14 protein-coding genes are annotated in these 16,806 nt (G+C 44.5%); 6 read left to right on the forward strand and 8 right to left on the reverse strand.

Annotated elements, in window-relative coordinates:
* Window positions 1-16: 16 nt before the first annotated feature.
* The 3 genes from AC27IJ_RS15155 to AC27IJ_RS15165 all read right to left on the reverse strand — a co-directional run bounded on the left by AC27IJ_RS15155 (window position 17) and on the right by AC27IJ_RS15165 (window position 3,276).
* On the reverse strand, window positions 17-847 hold the full coding sequence (locus AC27IJ_RS15155) for a carbohydrate ABC transporter permease (RefSeq protein ID WP_312502342.1): 831 nt from the start codon (window positions 845-847) through the stop codon (window positions 17-19).
* A gap of 11 nt (window positions 848-858) precedes the next feature.
* Window positions 859-1,749 carry a carbohydrate ABC transporter permease gene (locus tag AC27IJ_RS15160; RefSeq protein ID WP_487149608.1) on the reverse strand — a complete coding sequence of 297 codons (891 nt, stop codon included), beginning with the start codon at window positions 1,747-1,749 and terminating at the stop codon, window positions 859-861.
* 171 nt (window positions 1,750-1,920) lie between these two features.
* Window positions 1,921-3,276: an ABC transporter substrate-binding protein gene (locus tag AC27IJ_RS15165; protein WP_312446794.1), complete on the reverse strand. Its 1,356-nt coding sequence runs from the start codon at window positions 3,274-3,276 to the stop codon at window positions 1,921-1,923.
* A gap of 327 nt (window positions 3,277-3,603) precedes the next feature.
* Between AC27IJ_RS15165 and AC27IJ_RS15170 the strand changes: the two genes are divergently transcribed.
* The 6 genes from AC27IJ_RS15170 (at window position 3,604) to AC27IJ_RS15195 (ending at window position 10,207) form a co-directional block, all read left to right on the forward strand.
* Window positions 3,604-5,220: a sensor histidine kinase gene (locus tag AC27IJ_RS15170; protein WP_312502344.1), complete on the forward strand. Its 1,617-nt coding sequence runs from the start codon at window positions 3,604-3,606 to the stop codon at window positions 5,218-5,220.
* 33 nt (window positions 5,221-5,253) lie between these two features.
* A complete protein-coding gene (locus AC27IJ_RS15175) occupies window positions 5,254-6,795 on the forward strand; it encodes a response regulator transcription factor (protein WP_312446791.1) in 1,542 nt (513 codons plus the stop codon).
* Window positions 6,796-8,472 (forward strand): glycoside hydrolase family 2 protein, encoded by a 1,677-nt coding sequence (locus AC27IJ_RS15180; RefSeq protein ID WP_487149611.1) that lies wholly within the window; start codon window positions 6,796-6,798, stop codon window positions 8,470-8,472.
* Between the two features lie 10 nt (window positions 8,473-8,482).
* Window positions 8,483-9,397 (forward strand): glycoside hydrolase family 88 protein, encoded by a 915-nt coding sequence (locus AC27IJ_RS15185; RefSeq protein ID WP_487149613.1) that lies wholly within the window; start codon window positions 8,483-8,485, stop codon window positions 9,395-9,397.
* Window positions 9,398-9,774: 377 nt separating this feature from the next.
* Window positions 9,775-9,948 (forward strand): hypothetical protein, encoded by a 174-nt coding sequence (locus AC27IJ_RS15190; RefSeq protein WP_312446786.1) that lies wholly within the window; start codon window positions 9,775-9,777, stop codon window positions 9,946-9,948.
* A 13-nt stretch (window positions 9,949-9,961) separates the two neighbouring features.
* Window positions 9,962-10,207 (forward strand): spore coat protein, encoded by a 246-nt coding sequence (locus AC27IJ_RS15195; protein ID WP_312446783.1) that lies wholly within the window; start codon window positions 9,962-9,964, stop codon window positions 10,205-10,207.
* Between the two features lie 66 nt (window positions 10,208-10,273).
* Here the strand turns inward: AC27IJ_RS15195 and AC27IJ_RS15200 are convergent, their stop codons facing one another.
* The 5 genes from AC27IJ_RS15200 to ade all read right to left on the reverse strand — a co-directional run bounded on the left by AC27IJ_RS15200 (window position 10,274) and on the right by ade (window position 16,795).
* Window positions 10,274-11,725, reverse strand: coding sequence for a 4Fe-4S dicluster domain-containing protein (locus AC27IJ_RS15200; RefSeq protein WP_312446780.1), 1,452 nt, complete (start codon window positions 11,723-11,725; stop codon window positions 10,274-10,276).
* A gap of 55 nt (window positions 11,726-11,780) precedes the next feature.
* Window positions 11,781-12,962, reverse strand: coding sequence for a SpoIIE family protein phosphatase (locus AC27IJ_RS15205; protein ID WP_312446778.1), 1,182 nt, complete (start codon window positions 12,960-12,962; stop codon window positions 11,781-11,783).
* Window positions 12,962-14,692 carry a [Fe-Fe] hydrogenase large subunit C-terminal domain-containing protein gene (locus AC27IJ_RS15210; RefSeq protein ID WP_487149617.1) on the reverse strand — a complete coding sequence of 577 codons (1,731 nt, stop codon included), beginning with the start codon at window positions 14,690-14,692 and terminating at the stop codon, window positions 12,962-12,964. The genes AC27IJ_RS15205 and AC27IJ_RS15210 overlap by 1 nt, the downstream gene beginning before the upstream one ends.
* A 2-nt stretch (window positions 14,693-14,694) precedes the next feature.
* Complete coding sequence (locus tag AC27IJ_RS15215; protein WP_054739152.1) at window positions 14,695-14,934, reverse strand: (2Fe-2S) ferredoxin domain-containing protein; 240 nt, start codon at window positions 14,932-14,934, stop codon at window positions 14,695-14,697.
* Window positions 14,935-15,043: 109 nt separating this feature from the next.
* Window positions 15,044-16,795, reverse strand: coding sequence for an adenine deaminase (ade, locus tag AC27IJ_RS15220; protein WP_487149619.1), 1,752 nt, complete (start codon window positions 16,793-16,795; stop codon window positions 15,044-15,046).
* Between the last annotated feature and the right edge of the window lie 11 nt (window positions 16,796-16,806).

Below are 16,806 nucleotides of genomic sequence, written 5' to 3' on the forward strand. Positions count from 1 at the left end.
GTTTCTCTCCTTTCTCCTAGCCCTTCAGCCCGCTGGTAGCAACCCCCTGCACAAAATACTTCTGCAGCGCAATAAAAATAATAAACACCGGAATCAGCGCAATCACCGCTGCTGCCATCATCCAGGCGTAATTTGTGGAGTACATCGTGTTAAAGAGCCTTATCATAAGTTGTATCGTCTTTTTCTCGGTCGTACTTAAATAAATGAGCGGCCCCATAAAGTCATTCCATTCAAAAACAAAAGAAGTAATTGCCATGGTAGCAATTGCTGGTTTTGAAAGCGGCAGCATGATCCGGGCTAAAATCCCGTATTCACTAAGCCCGTCTATTCTGGCTGCCTCTAAAAGCTCATTGGGAATCCCCATATAAAACTGCCGGATCAGGAATACGCCCATGGCCGTAAACGCATGCATCAAAATAATTCCAATATGGCTGTCTACCAGGTGAAATTTACTCATCATGATATATTGCGGAACCATATAGACCTGCCACGGAATCGCAATCGTAGTAACATAGGCCATAAAGAGTGTGTTCCGGCCCTTAAAATCAAGCTTTGCAAACGCATATGCCGCTGCAGAAGACGTGGTGATCTGCAAGATCATAGTGGCAAAAGTAAGTTTAAAGGAATTGACAAAGCCTATGGACAGAGGGAATTTTTCCCAAATAACGGTGTAGTTTGACCATACGGGATTTGTCGGTATCCATTTAATCGGATAGGCAAATACGTCTTTTTCCAGTTTTAAAGAAGCAGAAAGCATCCAGGCAAAAGGCGTAAGCATAATGAGGGCACAGAATATCATAAGCCCATAGATTATGACCAGTTTCATCGTAGCTGCGTATTTTTTCATAATCCCACCTCCTATAAGTCGTTGGTGAACTTTTTCTCTACTTTAAATTGCAGCAGAGTAAAAGCAAGCACGATCAGAAATAGAACGATGGAAAGTGCGGAAGCATATCCGAATGCGTTATCTTTAAAAGCTTTGTTGTATATGTGATAGGCCAGGACCTTTGTCGCCGTACCTGGACCGCCCTGAGTTGTGATATACATAATGTCGTATGACTTAAAAGTGGAAATTGTAAGCATCATAACGACAAAGAATGTCGTGGGAGTAACCGTAGGCCATGTAATATTCGTAAACTGCTGGAATCCGGAAGCCCCATCGATCCTGGCCGCCTCGTAAAGTTCCCCGGGCACGCCCTGCAAAGCCGCAAGGTAAACGATCATATAATACCCCACGCCCTTCCAGACCGTAAGACCGATAATCGTGGGCATAGCCCAATGTTTGTCCGCCGCCCAGCGCGGGGGATTCGCGATTCCTATGGAGCGAAGCACTGAGTTGACCGGACCTGACTGCGGCGAAAACAGAGCCATCCACACGATAGCGATCGCCACTAAGGAAGCAACATAAGGGAAGAAAAGGACAGAGCGGAAAAACACCCTTCCTTTTAGTTTCGAATTCATGAGCATGGCTAAAAGCAAAGAAAAAAGCATAGTTACAGGGACTGTAACTACTGTATAATAAATGGTATTTATAAGAACCAAAGAAAATTGGGAATCCTTCGTTAACATCTGTATAAAATTCTTTAGACCTACAAATTTTACAGTCTGACCAAAGTTCCATTCACATAAACTCATGACAAAAGTCAGAATGATCGGGATAAAAGTCAAGATAAAATAGCCTATGAAATTCGGCAGAATAAAAGAATAAGCTACCAGGTTTTTCTTACGTCTGTAACTTTTTTTGAGCATAAGCGATACCTCCGTCCGTATTTGAAACCATAAGAAACACACTGCATGAGTTTCTTATGGCTGTCGCGGCCCTCCCCAAATGAACATGCAGACATGTTCTCTTAGCTTGCTGCCCGCGCAAATTTTTGAAAATGGCGGTCAGGTCTTGACCGCCATGTCATGCTTCTAATTTCACTTCGCTCCGGCTTCTTTTGCCCTTTCAATCGCTGTTGCAATACCGTCATCGATGGAAACGCTGTTGGTCATGATATCAGAATGCATTTCTTCTATTACCGTATTGATCGCTTTTGCATTGGGATCCATAGGCTGTTCCACAATATAATTGGGAGGTGTCAGAAACTTTGAAAGCCCTTCCGGTGCATTTGGGAAATTCTCCGGTAGTTTGTCAAATATATCTAAAATGGACTGACCTTTCCAGCCGGGAACGATTCCGCGCTCCGCAATTACTTTTGCCCCTTCTTCCCCGCAAACATAGCTTAAAAATTCCCAGGCCTCTTCCGGGTGTTCCGAATATGCGCCGATGGAGCAGGGGGTGATCCCGCCTACCATATTTTCATACGTATTTCCCTTTGAATTAGGCAAGGTCACCGCACCCCATTTAAAATAGTGTTCGCTTTGAGGTGTTACATTGCCGGTAAGCATTTCAATATACCAGGATCCGATTTGAAGCATTGCAACCTGTTCATTATAAAAAACGCCTGAATAATGGATATTTCCTGTCTTTAATTCCCCGTAATCCTGGATGGACTTATCTTCGTTCTGCATTCCGAGAATCGTTTCATAATAAGGCTTTAGCGTTTCATAGGTCGACGTATCCAGATAATTGAATTCGTCAATAAATCTGGAATACTGATAAACGTTTGACGGCCATGTGTGCACATGGGAGCCATATACTTTTTCCGCGCCTTCGCCCGATGTCATCTTCTTTGCAAGTTCCCTATATTCCTCCATCGTCATACCATCTTTGGGATATTGGACTCCTGCTTTGTCAAATAAATCTTTATTGTAATAAATCATATTGTTGTCTGTCCGGAAAGGAAGGCCGTAGACAACGCCGTCCAGACTCAGAGACTTTTCTGCACCGCCGTATGGCTTCATATCGAAACCGGTGATTCTGTCTGTCAAAGGCTGCAGATGCCCTCCCGCGATCAAAGCGCTCATTTCAGGCAGGCCCTTCATAAAAACCACATCATACTTTTCTTTTGCACCCATCTTGACAACGATTGTATCCGAATATTCTGCGGCTGAAAATTCAACAATGTCAACTTTGATATTGGGATGAGACTTTTCAAACGCCTCCACCATGATCGGATAATACGCTGTGTTTGAGTAATCCCAAAGCGAAACTTTGATTGTCACCGGTTCAGTACTTGCTGCCGTATTCGTCTGCGCTGCAGCTGCCGTAGTTCCCGCCGCTGTAGTTCCTGCTGCCGTAGCACCGGCAGAACCTGAACTGCCCCCGCAAGCTGCCAGACTGGCCGCCGTAATGCCTGCAAGTCCCAATGCTGCAATCTTTCTCAACTTCATATAAATCCTCCTTTAGTTTTTGTTGCATTATGTATGCTATTCCACTGATTGTTAATGATATATTAGTATTTTTATACAATACATACAAGGGAATATCTTACGATTTCGTGTAATATCTTACCAGGGCAACCTGGATATGCTTGACTTTTTTTATTACAATCATATAATTAATGTATGAAAAAGAATAATTTATTTTATAAAACCCTTACATTTAAATTACTGCTGTATTGTTTTTGTTTTGTCTTGCTTCTTACTTCTGTTTTTTCCTGGATATTTTATTCTTCCGCAAAAGAAAAATACGAAAGGGATGCAGAGGAAAGCGCTCTTATGCTTCATACGAATGCCAATTATGGCATAGAAAATAACTTAGCCCAGGTTTCTGCTTTAAATACCGTCCTTTCCGCTAATACAAAAATCACCGCTTTTCTTTCCGATAACGGAAAAGACAGCATACGCAATATGTCATATGCGCTCTCGGCAGTTACCGAAGCAAAAATGCTGTTAAACACAACTTCCATCTCCGGTTACGTTCCTAAAATGCTCCTTACTTCAGATCGGAACCCGAGGTATATACAAATCGGCCTTTTTTACGGTCAGATTTCCGACAAGGCGACTTTTGAGAAATTATGCCCCGAAGAATTGGCCGGCCCCTCCTTTTCTTATCCCATAACAGTGAATCCATTTAATCCGGAATTTTACGGTCAGTACAAGCCGGAACAGATACTTCCCCTACGTTTTCCCGTAAGCAGCTATGCAACAAACCAAAAAATAGGAAATTTTTATATAGCCTTAGATACCGCCATACTTGCGGATCCCCTAAAAGGCCTGGAAGAATCCTTTATTCTTCTTGGCGATCAGCTTTATAAAATTGAAAACACTCATTTTTTACCTCTGGATTTTGATGTAAAGCAATTTGATGCTTTGGCTCCTAACTCTCATATTGTGTCAAAGGAATACAAAGACCTTTATAACGGTACGGTATTCCTTACAAAATCCAAGTCGGGCGTCGTTTTAATAAGCCCTTTAAAAGCTCTTCATGAGGACATATTCGTACCTGATTTTAATTTTATCTTCCCCGCTTTTTCTTTGCTTTTCCTTCAGGTGTTTTTCTGGTATCTTTTATTAAATAGACTTGTCAATAAACCGGTAAAGATTATTTACAATCAGGTGTCAAGAATGATAAAAGCGGATTATGAGGTCTCACCTGCATTTACGGGCATCTCGGAATTTGAAGAAATAAGCACCCATATCAACGAACTGGCTGGAGCGTTTCAATTGGCACTGAATCAGTTAAAGGAGGAAGAGACACTGAAAAGGAATTATAAATTCCGCCTTTTGCAGAACCAGATCCATCCTCATTTCATTTACAACACTCTAAATTCCATCCGATGGCTGGGACAGATGAACTCTGTTCCGCCGATCGTGGATATGACAACCTCTCTTTCCAATATGATGAGAGCCGTTTTTAAAAACAATTCCGAATGGTTCCGCGTGGAAGAAGAACTGGACTTTATAAAAGAATACATCCATTTGCAGTCTTACCGTTATGCAGATATGTTTACTCCGGTATTTGACATTCCGGATCCGGAAGTTTTAAGCGCTTCTGTTTTAAGATTTACCTTGCAGCCCTTAGTGGAGAATGCACTTTTTCACGGCATAGGACCCGCAGGCAGGAAATGTGAATTGCTGATAGGGGTATACAGGGAACGTGAATATCTGATTTTCGTGGTAAAAGACAACGGAGTCGGTCTTACCGTCCGGTCTTTGGATGAAATCGCAAGGGAAACAGCAAAGGCAGACAGGCTTTCCGGCATAGGAATCCAAAACATACACCAGAGAATACAAATGGAGTTCGGCGACCAATACGGACTGAACATAGAAAGCATTCTCGGTGAATTTACAAAAGTTACCGTAAAAATGCCTCTGATCTATAAAAAACCGTAAAAGAACATGATTCGTTTATGAAAGAGGTAAATTATGAAATATAATATCCTGATTGTTGACGATGAACCCTTGGCCCGTATAGGGCTTTCAGGCCTTGTTTGTGAGAACTTCCCTGATTTTGAGATAGGCTCTACTGCCGCAAACGGCAACGAAGCAATCGAAATCTTAAAAAAAGAGACCTTTGACCTGGTCATAACAGACATAAAAATGCCTGCAGCGGACGGATTTGACATTTTAACATACATACAAAACACAGGGGATAAAAACGCTCCTTTGTGTATCCTTTTATCCAGCTTTGAAGAATTTGAATATGCCCGTACTGCCATGAAGCTAAATGCCTTTGACTATCTTGTAAAAATGGAGTTGAACAAAGAAACCCTTGATAAAACGTTAAACAAGGCTAAAAAAGTACTGGCTGAGAGAAAAACAGAAACCGGCAGGTATGGGCAAGAGTTCAATCTGTTCACGAACCGTTTTCTCTACCACCTGGTAAGCGGCGGCTATACTTCCGAAGAAGAAATTCTGGATTTCATAAAAATGTACGATCTGGATTTAAAAGCGAAGTTTTATCAGCCCCTGACCGTAGACATTCTTTTTGAAAAGGAAAACTTAAATACCGGAGCTTACTCTACCTATTTAAATATTTTAAGTACCGTAAAGGAGTGCATCGGCCGTTATACAAAAAGCACGGTGATCGCGTACAACCATCAAAGGATTGCATGTATTCTTCTCTTTCATAAAGCAGATGAAATCGATGCGCTGACCAATACGGTCTCAGAAGACATACGACAGCTTATTAAAATTTTTTTCAATACCGGAGTTACTATAAAGCCGGGAAAAACGACCTCTTCCCTCAATGAGATCCACCTGTGTTTTGAATTTAATAAAGAAGAAGCCCCAGCCCTTAATAAAACATTTGATCTGAATGTTTTCAACAAAAGACTGATAGAATCCCTGGAAAATTTTAATCTTACCCTTTTTGACCAGACAGTCAGAGCGATTGAAGCCGCCATAGATACCCTCACATTTGAAGAACTGATCAATATTGTGTCCTTTATGATACATTTGGTAATGAACTGTATCTATGACGGAGAAACTATACTTTCGGAGAGCTACAAAAATGAGGCAAAATCTTATCAGGTTTTATATACCTATCATAAGAAAACTGAAATCATCAGATACCTGGATGTATTTAAAACCGCGGTAAAAAGCACAATGCAAAACCAATTAAACGATCCGAAATACAATCTGGTCATTCAGGCAAAAGATTATATCAAAAATCATATTTTTATGAAAATCAGTTTAGCGGATACCGCTTCTTTTATAAATGTCAGCCCTAATTATTTATCCGCTCTTTTCAGACAATATTCCGATCTTGGCTTTTCTGAATATATCAATAAAATGAAAGTTAAAAAAGCGCAGGAGCTGCTTGCAAAAAGCAACTTGAAGATTTATCAGATCAGTGAAGAACTGGGATTTGACAATCCGCAATATTTTTCAAGAGTCTTTAAAAAATATACAGGACACACCCCTACGGATATGGGGAGATGTGCCCTGAAACAGGAGGAAAATTAAATGATACGTACCTTTCAAACAAATTCAATCAGAAAAATATCAGAACTTTCCGGTAAACTTTGGGATTTCACCCCCTTAGACGGAAAAGATAAGACGTTCCCGGTACCTGTCCCAAGTGCCTGGGAGACTTATCCGGGATATGAAGCTTACAGGGGAGAAGGGAAATATTCCACTACTTTTACGGCAGAGGGGAATGTACGGCTTCTGTTAAAAGGCGTGAGCCACACAGCAAAAGTTTTCGTAGACGGGACCATGAGAGGAACCCATTACAACGCCTACACACCTTTTGAGATTTTCTTAAAAGGATTGCCTGGAGGAGAACATCTGCTTGAGGTCATAGTGGATAACCGGTTTTCAGAAGAAAGCTCGCTGCATATACCCAACGATTATATGAGTTACGGCGGCATTACCAGAGGTGTCGTTTTAGAGCAACTTAACTGTGCATACATAAAATGGATCCATATCACGCCTGAAAAAAAGGGCGATACCTGGAAGGCCGGCCTCACACTTTGCATTTCCAATGTTTCTGATGAAGATATCACCTTAGATGCAACGGTAACGATAAATAAAACAGATTTAAAACTTCCGGACATTACCATAAAAGCAAATACGGAATCTTTGATACAAACAGAGGCGGCCGTATCAGATGCAGAAGAATGGAGCATGGAACATCCTAACTTATACACAGTAGAAGTCACGCTCTTCAAAGACGGTACAGCCATAGACGACTTAACAGAGAGAATCGGCTTCCGGGAAGTGAAAATAGAAAACAGCTCTGTCTTCATAAACGGCAAAGCTCTCCTTATAAAGGGAATCTGCCGTCACGAAGACCATCCCACATTCGGCTGCGCCATCCCATTTTCTCAGATTGCCTCTGATTTGCAGACAATCAAAGATATGGGTGTGAATTCTATAAGATGCGCGCATTATCCCAATGATGAAATTTTCCTGGATTTATGCGACGAACTGGGAATTTTGATCTGGGAAGAAAACCACGCAAGAGGGCTTTCCGAAGAACATATGAGGAATCCTAATTTTGAAAGGCAGGCAGAAGAAGTGATCCGTGAAATGATCGTGAATCACTATAATCATCCGAGCATCTATATTTGGGGTATCTTAAATGAATGTGCCAGCGAAACTCCCTACGGCAGGGAATGTTATAAAAAGCAGTATGAGCTTATCAGGCAGCTGGATTCTTCCCGCCCACGTTCCAGTGCAAGCTGTAAGTTTAAAACAGATATCTGCCTTGACTTTCCGGAAGTAGTTTCCTACAACATTTATCCGAGATGGTACCATAACACACCTGTCCGGGAATATTTAGATGATCTGTATCAATGGGTACAAACAGAAACACCTGGAAAAGATAAACCATTCCTTATTACGGAAGTGGGCGCAGGAGCCATTTACGGTTACAGAAGCCAAGCAAAGGTCAAGTGGTCGGAAGAGTATCAGGCGGACACGCTGGGAGAACAGCTTACTGCCATCTTAGAACACCCCGGTGCGTCGGGATTGTATATCTGGCAGTTCTGCGATGCCAGAATCAGTGAAGAATGGTTCTTAAACCGCCCAAGGACGATGAATAATAAGGGAATCGTAGACGAATACAGAAGGCACAAGCTTTCTTTCGAGGTTGTGAAACAAATTTATACAAGTTATGGAAATTATAAGGAATCATGAGGTGGCTTAAATGCAGATCAGGGAACAGTGGATAGACGAAGCCATAAAAAATATAAGAAAAAAAATGGATTGGGTCAGTGATAAAAACAAAGACATCATTCCTTATACCTGCGCAGCAGACGGTTCTTATATCGATATGAGCAAAAAAGACCCGGGGGATCCGAAAAGCGAGGGGATAAACTGGTGGACAAACGGTTTTTGGGGCGGCCTCCTGTGGCTTTTATATGAGGACACAAAAGACGAAAAATATAAAGAATATGCAAGAATTTCCGAAAAAAAATTAGAAGAATGTTTTGTTGAATACAGGGGTCTTCATCATGACGTTGGGTTTATGTATATGCTTACGGCAGTTACTGATTATAAAATCACCGGTAATCCCCACTCACGTGAAATCGGTTTACATGCCGCAAATTTACTGGCCGGACGTTTTAATATAAAGGGAAACTTTATCCGCGCCTGGAACTTAAGGGACGGAGAACCGCACACAGGCTGGGCTATTATAGACTGTATGATGAACCTCTCTTTGCTCTACTGGGCTTATGAAGAGGATCACGACCCCCGATATCTTCACATTGCAAAAGCCCACGCGGACACGGTCCTGGTAAATTTCATAAGGGAAGATGGCTCCAGCGAGCATATCGTGGAATTTGATCCGGTAAGCGGCAGGAGGATAACCTCTTATGGCGGCCAAGGCTATGAAAAAGGCTCCGCCTGGAGCAGAGGGCAGGCTTGGGCGGTGTACGGCTTTACCATCAGTTACATCCATACCAAAGAAGAAAAATACTTGGAGGCCGCTAAAAAGCGGCGGAGTATTGTATCTCCCAGATACCAAAAAACGGTATTATACCGATTGATTTTAAGCAGCCAAAGGTTCCTGCCCTGGAAGATTCCTGCGCTGCGGCCATTCTGGCATCGGGTCTTATAGAGCTTTCCGTGCAAATACCCCCATGCAAAAATGCCAGATATCGGGACGCAGCACTCTTACTGCTGCAAACACTGGCGGAGGATAGAAGTGACTTTACCCAAACATGCGACGCCATTTTGAAAAACTGCTCCGCTTCCTATCATGAAAAAACACACCATATCGCTATGGTCTATGCGGATTATTTCTTTGTGGAAGCTATATATAAATTAAATGGGACAGGTCGTTTTATGTGGTGAGATAAAACCGAGTCAAAGAGTGCGCTCCCTGTTATTGAATTATTTCCTTTGTTATGCATGGATTTCCATAAAACGTCCATATTAATACTGTCTTCCGGGAAAAAACACCGAAAGATAGTATAACAATGGAGGGATTAAAATATGAGCCCAAAGGAATTAACTTATATTGAAGATGCTCTTGGCCATGAGAATTTTTTAAAGACTCAGTGCCAGGAAGCGGCACAGAATCTGCAGGATCCGGAGCTTAAAGCTTGTGCACAGCAGCTCCTTCAAAAACACCAGCAGATTTTTGACAGCTTCTATAACTTAGTATAAGGAGGAATCACATATGGATGACAAGAGTATTATGGAGAACCTGCTCCATACCACAAAGGGAGTGTGCGACTTATACCTGCATGGAACGATCGAGTCCCCTACCATGAACGTGCATCAGGCATTTGACGGCGCTTTAAATGACAGCCTGTGCATGCAAAGCGATATTTATAAGAAAATGTCCGCAAAGGGATGGTACACCACAGATCAGGCAGAGCAGCAGAAGATGTCCAAAGTTAAAAACCAGTTTGCAGGGATGTAACAAAAAAAGCTATGGGTGTTCCCGATAAGGGATCAGCCATAGCTTTTTTCTTACATAGGAAATTAGTTAATGTCTGTGCATGGACACTTCCACAAGGCCCTGGTTTTTTAAGTTCTCATGAACTTCCCTTTTGTCTGCCTGTCCGATAAGTAAATCACGGGCTTTCTTTGCTTCATTTTCGCTCTTATGCCTGCTTGGACCGCCTACACAGCCTCCCACACATGCCATTCCTTCTATGAAGTCTCCAGGAAGCCTGCCAATCTTAAGAAGCATCAGCGCCTTTTTGCACTCAGCCGCCCCATTACATTTGAGGACTTCAATATCCGTATTTTCTCCTGACTCCTTTAAACATTCCAGAACTGCCGCAGTCACACCTCCGCCATTTCCAAAGCGCTTACCAAATACGGATCCTGCCTGGTAGGTGTTTTCCTCCGGCTCAAGCTCCACGCCCTTTGCTGCCATCATTGCCTGTATTTCTCCCAGGGTCAGGGCATAATCCGCGTTGTCCTTAATATTCAAATCCAGAGTCTCGCTCTTCTTGGCAATACACGGTCCGATGAATACGGTAATTATCTCCGGATCCTTTTCCTTCAACATTCTGGATACGGCGCACATAGGGGATACGGTAGTGGACATATTCTCAAGGAGCATGGGGTAATGCTGTTTAATCATGTTCACAAAAGCCGGGCAGCATGAGGTAGTCATCTTCCTGCCTTCTTTATAAGCCTCCGCCCATTCTGCCGCCTCTGCTGCAGCGGTCAGATCGCCGCCAAGGGCAACCTCAATCATATCTTGGAAACCGATTTTCTTTAAGGCCGTTCTCCAGCTTGCCATGGTGATTTCCGGGCCGTACTGGCCTTCTGTCGCAGGAGCGACCATGGCAACCACCTGTTTCCCGGCATTAATAAGGTTAATGACATCCACCAGGAATGTCTTGGAATCAATGGCTCCAAAGGGACAGCCGTGAATGCAGGCACCGCACTGGATGCATTTGCTCTCGTCAATGACCACAATGCCGTTTTCATCCATAGTGATGGCGTCCACCGGGCAGCTCTTCTTACAGGGACGGGTCAGATCTGCAATGGCGTTATAAGGACATGCCTGGGTACATTTTCCGCATTCCTTGCATTTATCAGGATCAATATAGGCACGGTCACGTCCCATGCTAATGGCATCAAAATTGCAGGAACCCTGGCACGCCTTGCCCATACACAGCTGGCAGTTATCGGTCACCACATACCGGGTAATGGGACAGTCTTCACAGGCAGAACTGATTACCTGAACAACGTTCTTCGTATCCCTTCCGCTGGGACATAGTCCTTCCGCCAGACGGATTCTCTCCCTGATGATCTCCCGTTCCCTGTAAATGCAGCAGCGGAACTGGGCCTTTGGACCTGGAATGATCTTATAAGGAATCTCATTCCTTTCTGCCTCCAGTTTTCCTTCCCATGCAAGCTTCGCCACTTCATTTAAAACCTGATGCTTTATGCGAAGTAATGTTGCATCATTTGTTGCCATATTCTTCCTCCTTGTAACTTCCACGTTTCGTGGCTATATGAATGTTTATCCCAATTCAATAATAGGTTACTGAAACCCTTTTCCCCATTTCTTCCACAACGTGCTTTAACTGCTCCACAAGATTCTGGCGGATCCCTAAATCAAAAGGCAGGCCAGGGTTCTGATAAGCACTGTTAATGGCCATTCCCACGTATAAATTAAGCTCCGTACAATCCTCAATAATCATCTTCGCTACCATGGAAGCGCCGTTTGGTTTATCAAGTTCCAGGAAAAACTCCTCCGTGACGGATTCATTCATCACATAACGCCTTAAAAGCTTTAAAACTCTGTTTAAGGTCAAAACACCTTCCGTAACCAGTTCAATTCCGTCGATATGAGCGATGGGCGGAATGTCAGGGTCGTCATAATCCAGGGAAACAGACAACTGCTTCTCGGTTACCCTGGAAACAATATTGGCACTGGTCCCTCCGCAGACGACTTTCTTAGCAGTATCATCCCCTGACAGAAAATCACTCACCATACCGCAGTCATCCTCCGCCTTCCTGGGAGGGCCTGTCATCAAATGCACCGGTTTGCGGTCAATGATCCTCATGACGGCAACCGTAGTATCATCGCCGGGCCGGTACTGATACAGTTCATCACAGGCACTGCTCAAAACAGAAGAAAGACGGGCCGCGGATATGGTCAGGCGGTACTGCTTCACCGCATAGGAAGCAACATCCTCCCACAGCCAGCCAAAGTTCAGAAGTTTCCCCACTCCTGCATGGATGGTCCCGTCACTCATCAGGATCAGCGCGTCTCCTTTTCTCACCTTAAAACGGTATTCATTGATTCTTTTATCCCTGATAACCCTGACATTTTGAGGGATAGAAACCAGATTCCCATCCCTGATGAAGATACAGCCGGGATTATCAAATTCAACCAGATAGGCTTCGCCGTCATGAAAGACCTGAAGGATACTGAAGGTCGAATAGGCTACCTGGCGCACCTGGCATACCGGAAGGGTCTCTACAATGGTTTCCACGCACTCTTCCAGGGTCGCACCGTTTAGGAACATGGTGCCAAGAATCTTAGAGGTCATGGTTGCCAGAATGTTGGCCTTTACCCCGCTGCCCATGCCGTCGGCGAGAATCATGATATTGGAATCCTCGGTCTGCAAAAGCTCTACTTTATCTCCGCACAATACTTCCTTAAATTTATTCAGGCTTGTGTATGCAACATCAACGGTAACTCCCATCACTTAACCTCACTTTCACTTCCCTCATCCAATAAGGATCTGCAAAGCTTTGTTAAGGTAGTCTTGGTCTCTGCCGTGGTTTCCCCCAAAAGACCTGCAATTTCCTGGGCTACCATCATCTGCTTGTGAATGACATTCTGCGCCAGAGCAATGGTTTCCAGCTTCTTTTCGTATTCCTGCCTTGCCTGATCTTCCTCTTTTGTGATATCGATGAAGGTGGCTAATACCACATCTTCTTTATCTATATAAAGAATATTCTGAAGAGTTGAAATATGGTATTCTCCATAAGTCACCTTTTTTCCGTGGATCTTCTGGTGGGTATTATAAACCCACTGGAAATCCGAAGGATCAATAAATTCATATAAATACATGGTTAAAGCTTCCTGCCTGGTTTTTCCAAAATACTTTTCACCCACCGCAGAATACTCTAATATTTTCATATCTTTATCCACAATCAAAACAATATTGGGAGAGGTTTGCATCACGAGATTGGATAAGGACTCCGACTTTTCATGCATGAACGGAATGCACATATTAAGCTCCGCCTTTTTCTGGAAAACTGCTATGGCCTTTTCCCGGCAGGTGGAATAACCGCAGGCGCCGCAGTTTAACTCATCCTCGGGCCTGGTCTTTCCGGTCATTTTTAGTATCTCCTGGATCTGGTCTGAACTTGGCATGACATCTCTTGGCGCACGGTCAATGAACAGCTTCTTAAAGGAAATATGTTCCATGACAGGGTCCAGTTCCTCTCTTGGCACCGGTTCCTTTTCAATGGCTTCCTCCATATCAAGCTTGATCTTGAATCTGGATACGCTCTCATCATCTACGGTAGGGCCTTTGATGCAGCCGCCGGAGCACATATTCATCTCAATAAAGCAGCCCTTGATTCCTCCCCGAAGCATGCTTTCGCATAAATCCATGCAGTTAAGGCTGCCATGGACATAAAACTTCCGGTATCCATCCCGCCCCTCTTCCGTGGCAAGAACAGAATTCACCACTCCATTGGTAACCGGATAAAGGCGGTTGACTCTTGGATTACTGGTGAAGGGAACATCCTCGCAGTCTTCAATGGTGATTTCCTCTTCGGAAAGCCACCTGGAAATATCATTGAAATTTAAGACAGCATCAATATAGACGTCATGGCGGGGGTCTCCTGCTTCCTTTTTCTTTGCTATGCACGGTCCGAGGAAAACCACCTTTACCTCGGATCCCAGTTCTTCTTTTATCATCTTTCCATGGGCAATCATAGGAGATACCACAGGAGCCATATACGGGATCAGCTGGGGATAGTAAATCTCAATCAAATCATTGACGCTGGGACAGCAGGTGGTGATGATGTTCTCCATCTCCCCCTCCTGTAAAAGCCTTGCATATTCCGATGTTACAACAGCCGCTCCTTCCGAAGTCTCCCTAACGTCGTCAAATCCCAGTTTCCGGAGCGCCCCGTTTACCTGGCCCATGGTCTTATAGCTTAACAAGCCCATGTAAGAAGGGGCCAGGGAGATGACCGTCCGGATCCCTGCGTCAATATAGCCCTTTACCAGTTCTAAATCACTTATGAGAGTTTTAGCCGACTGGGGACAGACCTGCATGCATTTTCCGCATAAGATGCACTTATCCGGCATAATTTCAGCCCGCTCATCCCGGATCATGACTGCCTTGACTTCGCAGTTACGTATACATTTATAACAGTGCTTGCATTTAGTAGCCTTGAAATCAATGATTCCCATGATTACAGCCTCCCCATGATCTCTTTGTCAAAAAACTCCTTTGTATCTTCTGGTTTTAAAGAGTATAATTGACCCTCCACAGTCACACAGACGCCATTTACGCAGTCGCCGCAGCAAAAAGAACCGTTTAAATCCACTTTATCCTCCAGGCGGTTCTCTTTTACAAGGGTCTGCAGCTGGGCGATGATTTCTCTGGAACCCTTTAAATGGCATGCGCTCCCTATACATATTGTTACTCTCATGAATATTCTCCCTCCAAATTAAGTACCTTGCATTTGATTGCCCTTTTAAAATATTATCGCATATCGTTATATTTTTATCAATAATTTTTTATCGGTTTCCTGTACTTTTTCAAATACAGGTAATAATTGTCTCTACAATCTCCTGCTTCTCTACGTCAATAAGGCCATATGTATTCAGCCGCAGCTTTGGAATCACCGGAAGGCTGGCAAAGGCGAGGGTCATGAAAGGATCGATGCTGTCTCCGATTCCAAGGTTTCTTGTCTGGGCCTTTAGCTCCTCCAGCTTTTCATCGACCCATTCCGCCGGCTCCTCACTCATGAGCCCGGCTATGGGAAGAGGCAGCTCTCCTAAAAGCTTTCCATCGGCCACCACCGCTAAGCCGCCCCGGTTATTCCTCACCGTATTGGCGGCAAGAGCCATATCCTCGTCATTGGTTCCTGCAACAATCAGGTTATGGGAATCGTGGGCTATGCTGGTGGCCACTGCTCCCCGTTTTAAGCCATACCCGCCTAAAAAGCCAAGTCCCATATGGCCGGTGCCATGATGGCGCTCCAGTACTGCCATTTTCACGATGTCCTGTTCTATGCTGACGCCGGGCGCGACCCCTACGTTTTCCACCCATGGGGACAGAAGCGATGTGGTAGTCAGTTCCCCGGGAGTGAGGCAAAGCACCCGGATGGTATTTCCTTTCTTCTCCACATGGAAATTTTCAGGACGGATCTCGTCTAAATGGAAGGAATCTCCCACCCTGACAGGCGTTTCCACATTCCGCTGTTCCGCCGCAAGGATTTCCTCCTTCATCACACCATTTTCCGCTACCAGCTTACCGTTTTTATATACCTGTTTTACCTCAAAATCTTTGAGATCGGAAACAACGATGAAATTTGCCTTATATCCCGGCGCTACGGCTCCTACCTCCCGAAGCCCGAAATATTGGGCCGCATGAAAGGATGCCATCATGACAGCATGAATTGGATCCGCTCCCAGGCTTATAGCCTCTCTTATGATATAGTCCAAATGCCCCAGACGGATTAAATCCCCTGGATGCTTGTCATCAGTGACCAACATGCAGCGGTGGTAATAAGGCTCCCTAAACAGAGGTATGAGGGCCTTTAAATTCCTGGCTGCCGTGCCCTCCCGGATCATGATCCACTGGCCTCTCTTAAGCTTTTCCATGGCCTCTTCCCAATCGGAGCATTCATGGTCCGACTGCACTCCGGCGGTCACATAGGCATTTAATTCCCTGCCGGAAAGCCCTGGAGCATGACCGTCAATCAAGAGATTCCTGTTCCTGGCTTCCTCTACCTTTTCAAGGATCCCCCGGTCTGCCCTTACGGTTCCGTAGGAGTTCATAAGCTCCGCAAGACCCAGCACCCGTTCCTCTTCATAGAGAGGGGAAAGATTTTCTGCAGCCAGAACAGCCCCTGATTCGTCGAGACCAGTTGCCGGAACACAGGAAGGAAGCATGAAATACACATCGAGGGTAAGACCCTTGGTCCGCTCCATCATAAACCGGATTCCTTCCGCTCCCGCCACGTTGGCGATCTCGTGAGGGTCTGTAATGACCGCCTGGGTCCCATGGGGCACCACGGAGCGCTCAAACTCTCCCGGTGCGACCATGGAGCTTTCCAGGTGGATGTGACCGTCAATCAGTCCCGGACAAACCACCGCGCCCCCCAGCTCGATCTCTGTCTGCCCCTCATATTCTCCCACACCTACGATGTAACCAGCTTCTATGGCAATATCCCCTTCTTCCAGTTCTGCCGTAAAAACATTGATCACCCTTGCATTCTTCAGCACCAGGGATGCCTTTTTCGCCCCTGATGCTGCCAGAATCCGGTCTGCTAACATCCGATCCATAAGAAAACTCC

Source organism: Lacrimispora sp. YZC11 (assembly GCF_057543815.1).

Excerpts from the sequence above, each read along its gene's own strand:
- AC27IJ_RS15155 (WP_312502342.1), bottom strand. The coding sequence starts at position 847 with ATGAAAAAATACGCAGCTACGATGAAACTGGTCATAATCTATGGGCTT.
- AC27IJ_RS15160 (WP_487149608.1), bottom strand. The coding sequence starts at position 1,749 with ATGCTCAAAAAAAGTTACAGACGTAAGAAAAACCTGGTAGCTTATTCT.
- AC27IJ_RS15165 (WP_312446794.1), bottom strand. The coding sequence starts at position 3,276 with ATGAAGTTGAGAAAGATTGCAGCATTGGGACTTGCAGGCATTACGGCG.
- AC27IJ_RS15170 (WP_312502344.1), top strand. The coding sequence starts at position 3,604 with ATGCTTCATACGAATGCCAATTATGGCATAGAAAATAACTTAGCCCAG.
- AC27IJ_RS15175 (WP_312446791.1), top strand. The coding sequence starts at position 5,254 with ATGAAATATAATATCCTGATTGTTGACGATGAACCCTTGGCCCGTATA.
- AC27IJ_RS15180 (WP_487149611.1), top strand. The coding sequence starts at position 6,796 with ATGATACGTACCTTTCAAACAAATTCAATCAGAAAAATATCAGAACTT.
- AC27IJ_RS15185 (WP_487149613.1), top strand. The coding sequence starts at position 8,483 with ATGCAGATCAGGGAACAGTGGATAGACGAAGCCATAAAAAATATAAGA.
- AC27IJ_RS15190 (WP_312446786.1), top strand. The coding sequence starts at position 9,775 with ATGAGCCCAAAGGAATTAACTTATATTGAAGATGCTCTTGGCCATGAG.
- AC27IJ_RS15195 (WP_312446783.1), top strand. The coding sequence starts at position 9,962 with ATGGATGACAAGAGTATTATGGAGAACCTGCTCCATACCACAAAGGGA.
- AC27IJ_RS15200 (WP_312446780.1), bottom strand. The coding sequence starts at position 11,725 with ATGGCAACAAATGATGCAACATTACTTCGCATAAAGCATCAGGTTTTA.
- AC27IJ_RS15205 (WP_312446778.1), bottom strand. The coding sequence starts at position 12,962 with ATGGGAGTTACCGTTGATGTTGCATACACAAGCCTGAATAAATTTAAG.
- AC27IJ_RS15210 (WP_487149617.1), bottom strand. The coding sequence starts at position 14,692 with ATGGGAATCATTGATTTCAAGGCTACTAAATGCAAGCACTGTTATAAA.
- AC27IJ_RS15215 (WP_054739152.1), bottom strand. The coding sequence starts at position 14,934 with ATGAGAGTAACAATATGTATAGGGAGCGCATGCCATTTAAAGGGTTCC.
- ade (WP_487149619.1), bottom strand. The coding sequence starts at position 16,795 with ATGGATCGGATGTTAGCAGACCGGATTCTGGCAGCATCAGGGGCGAAA.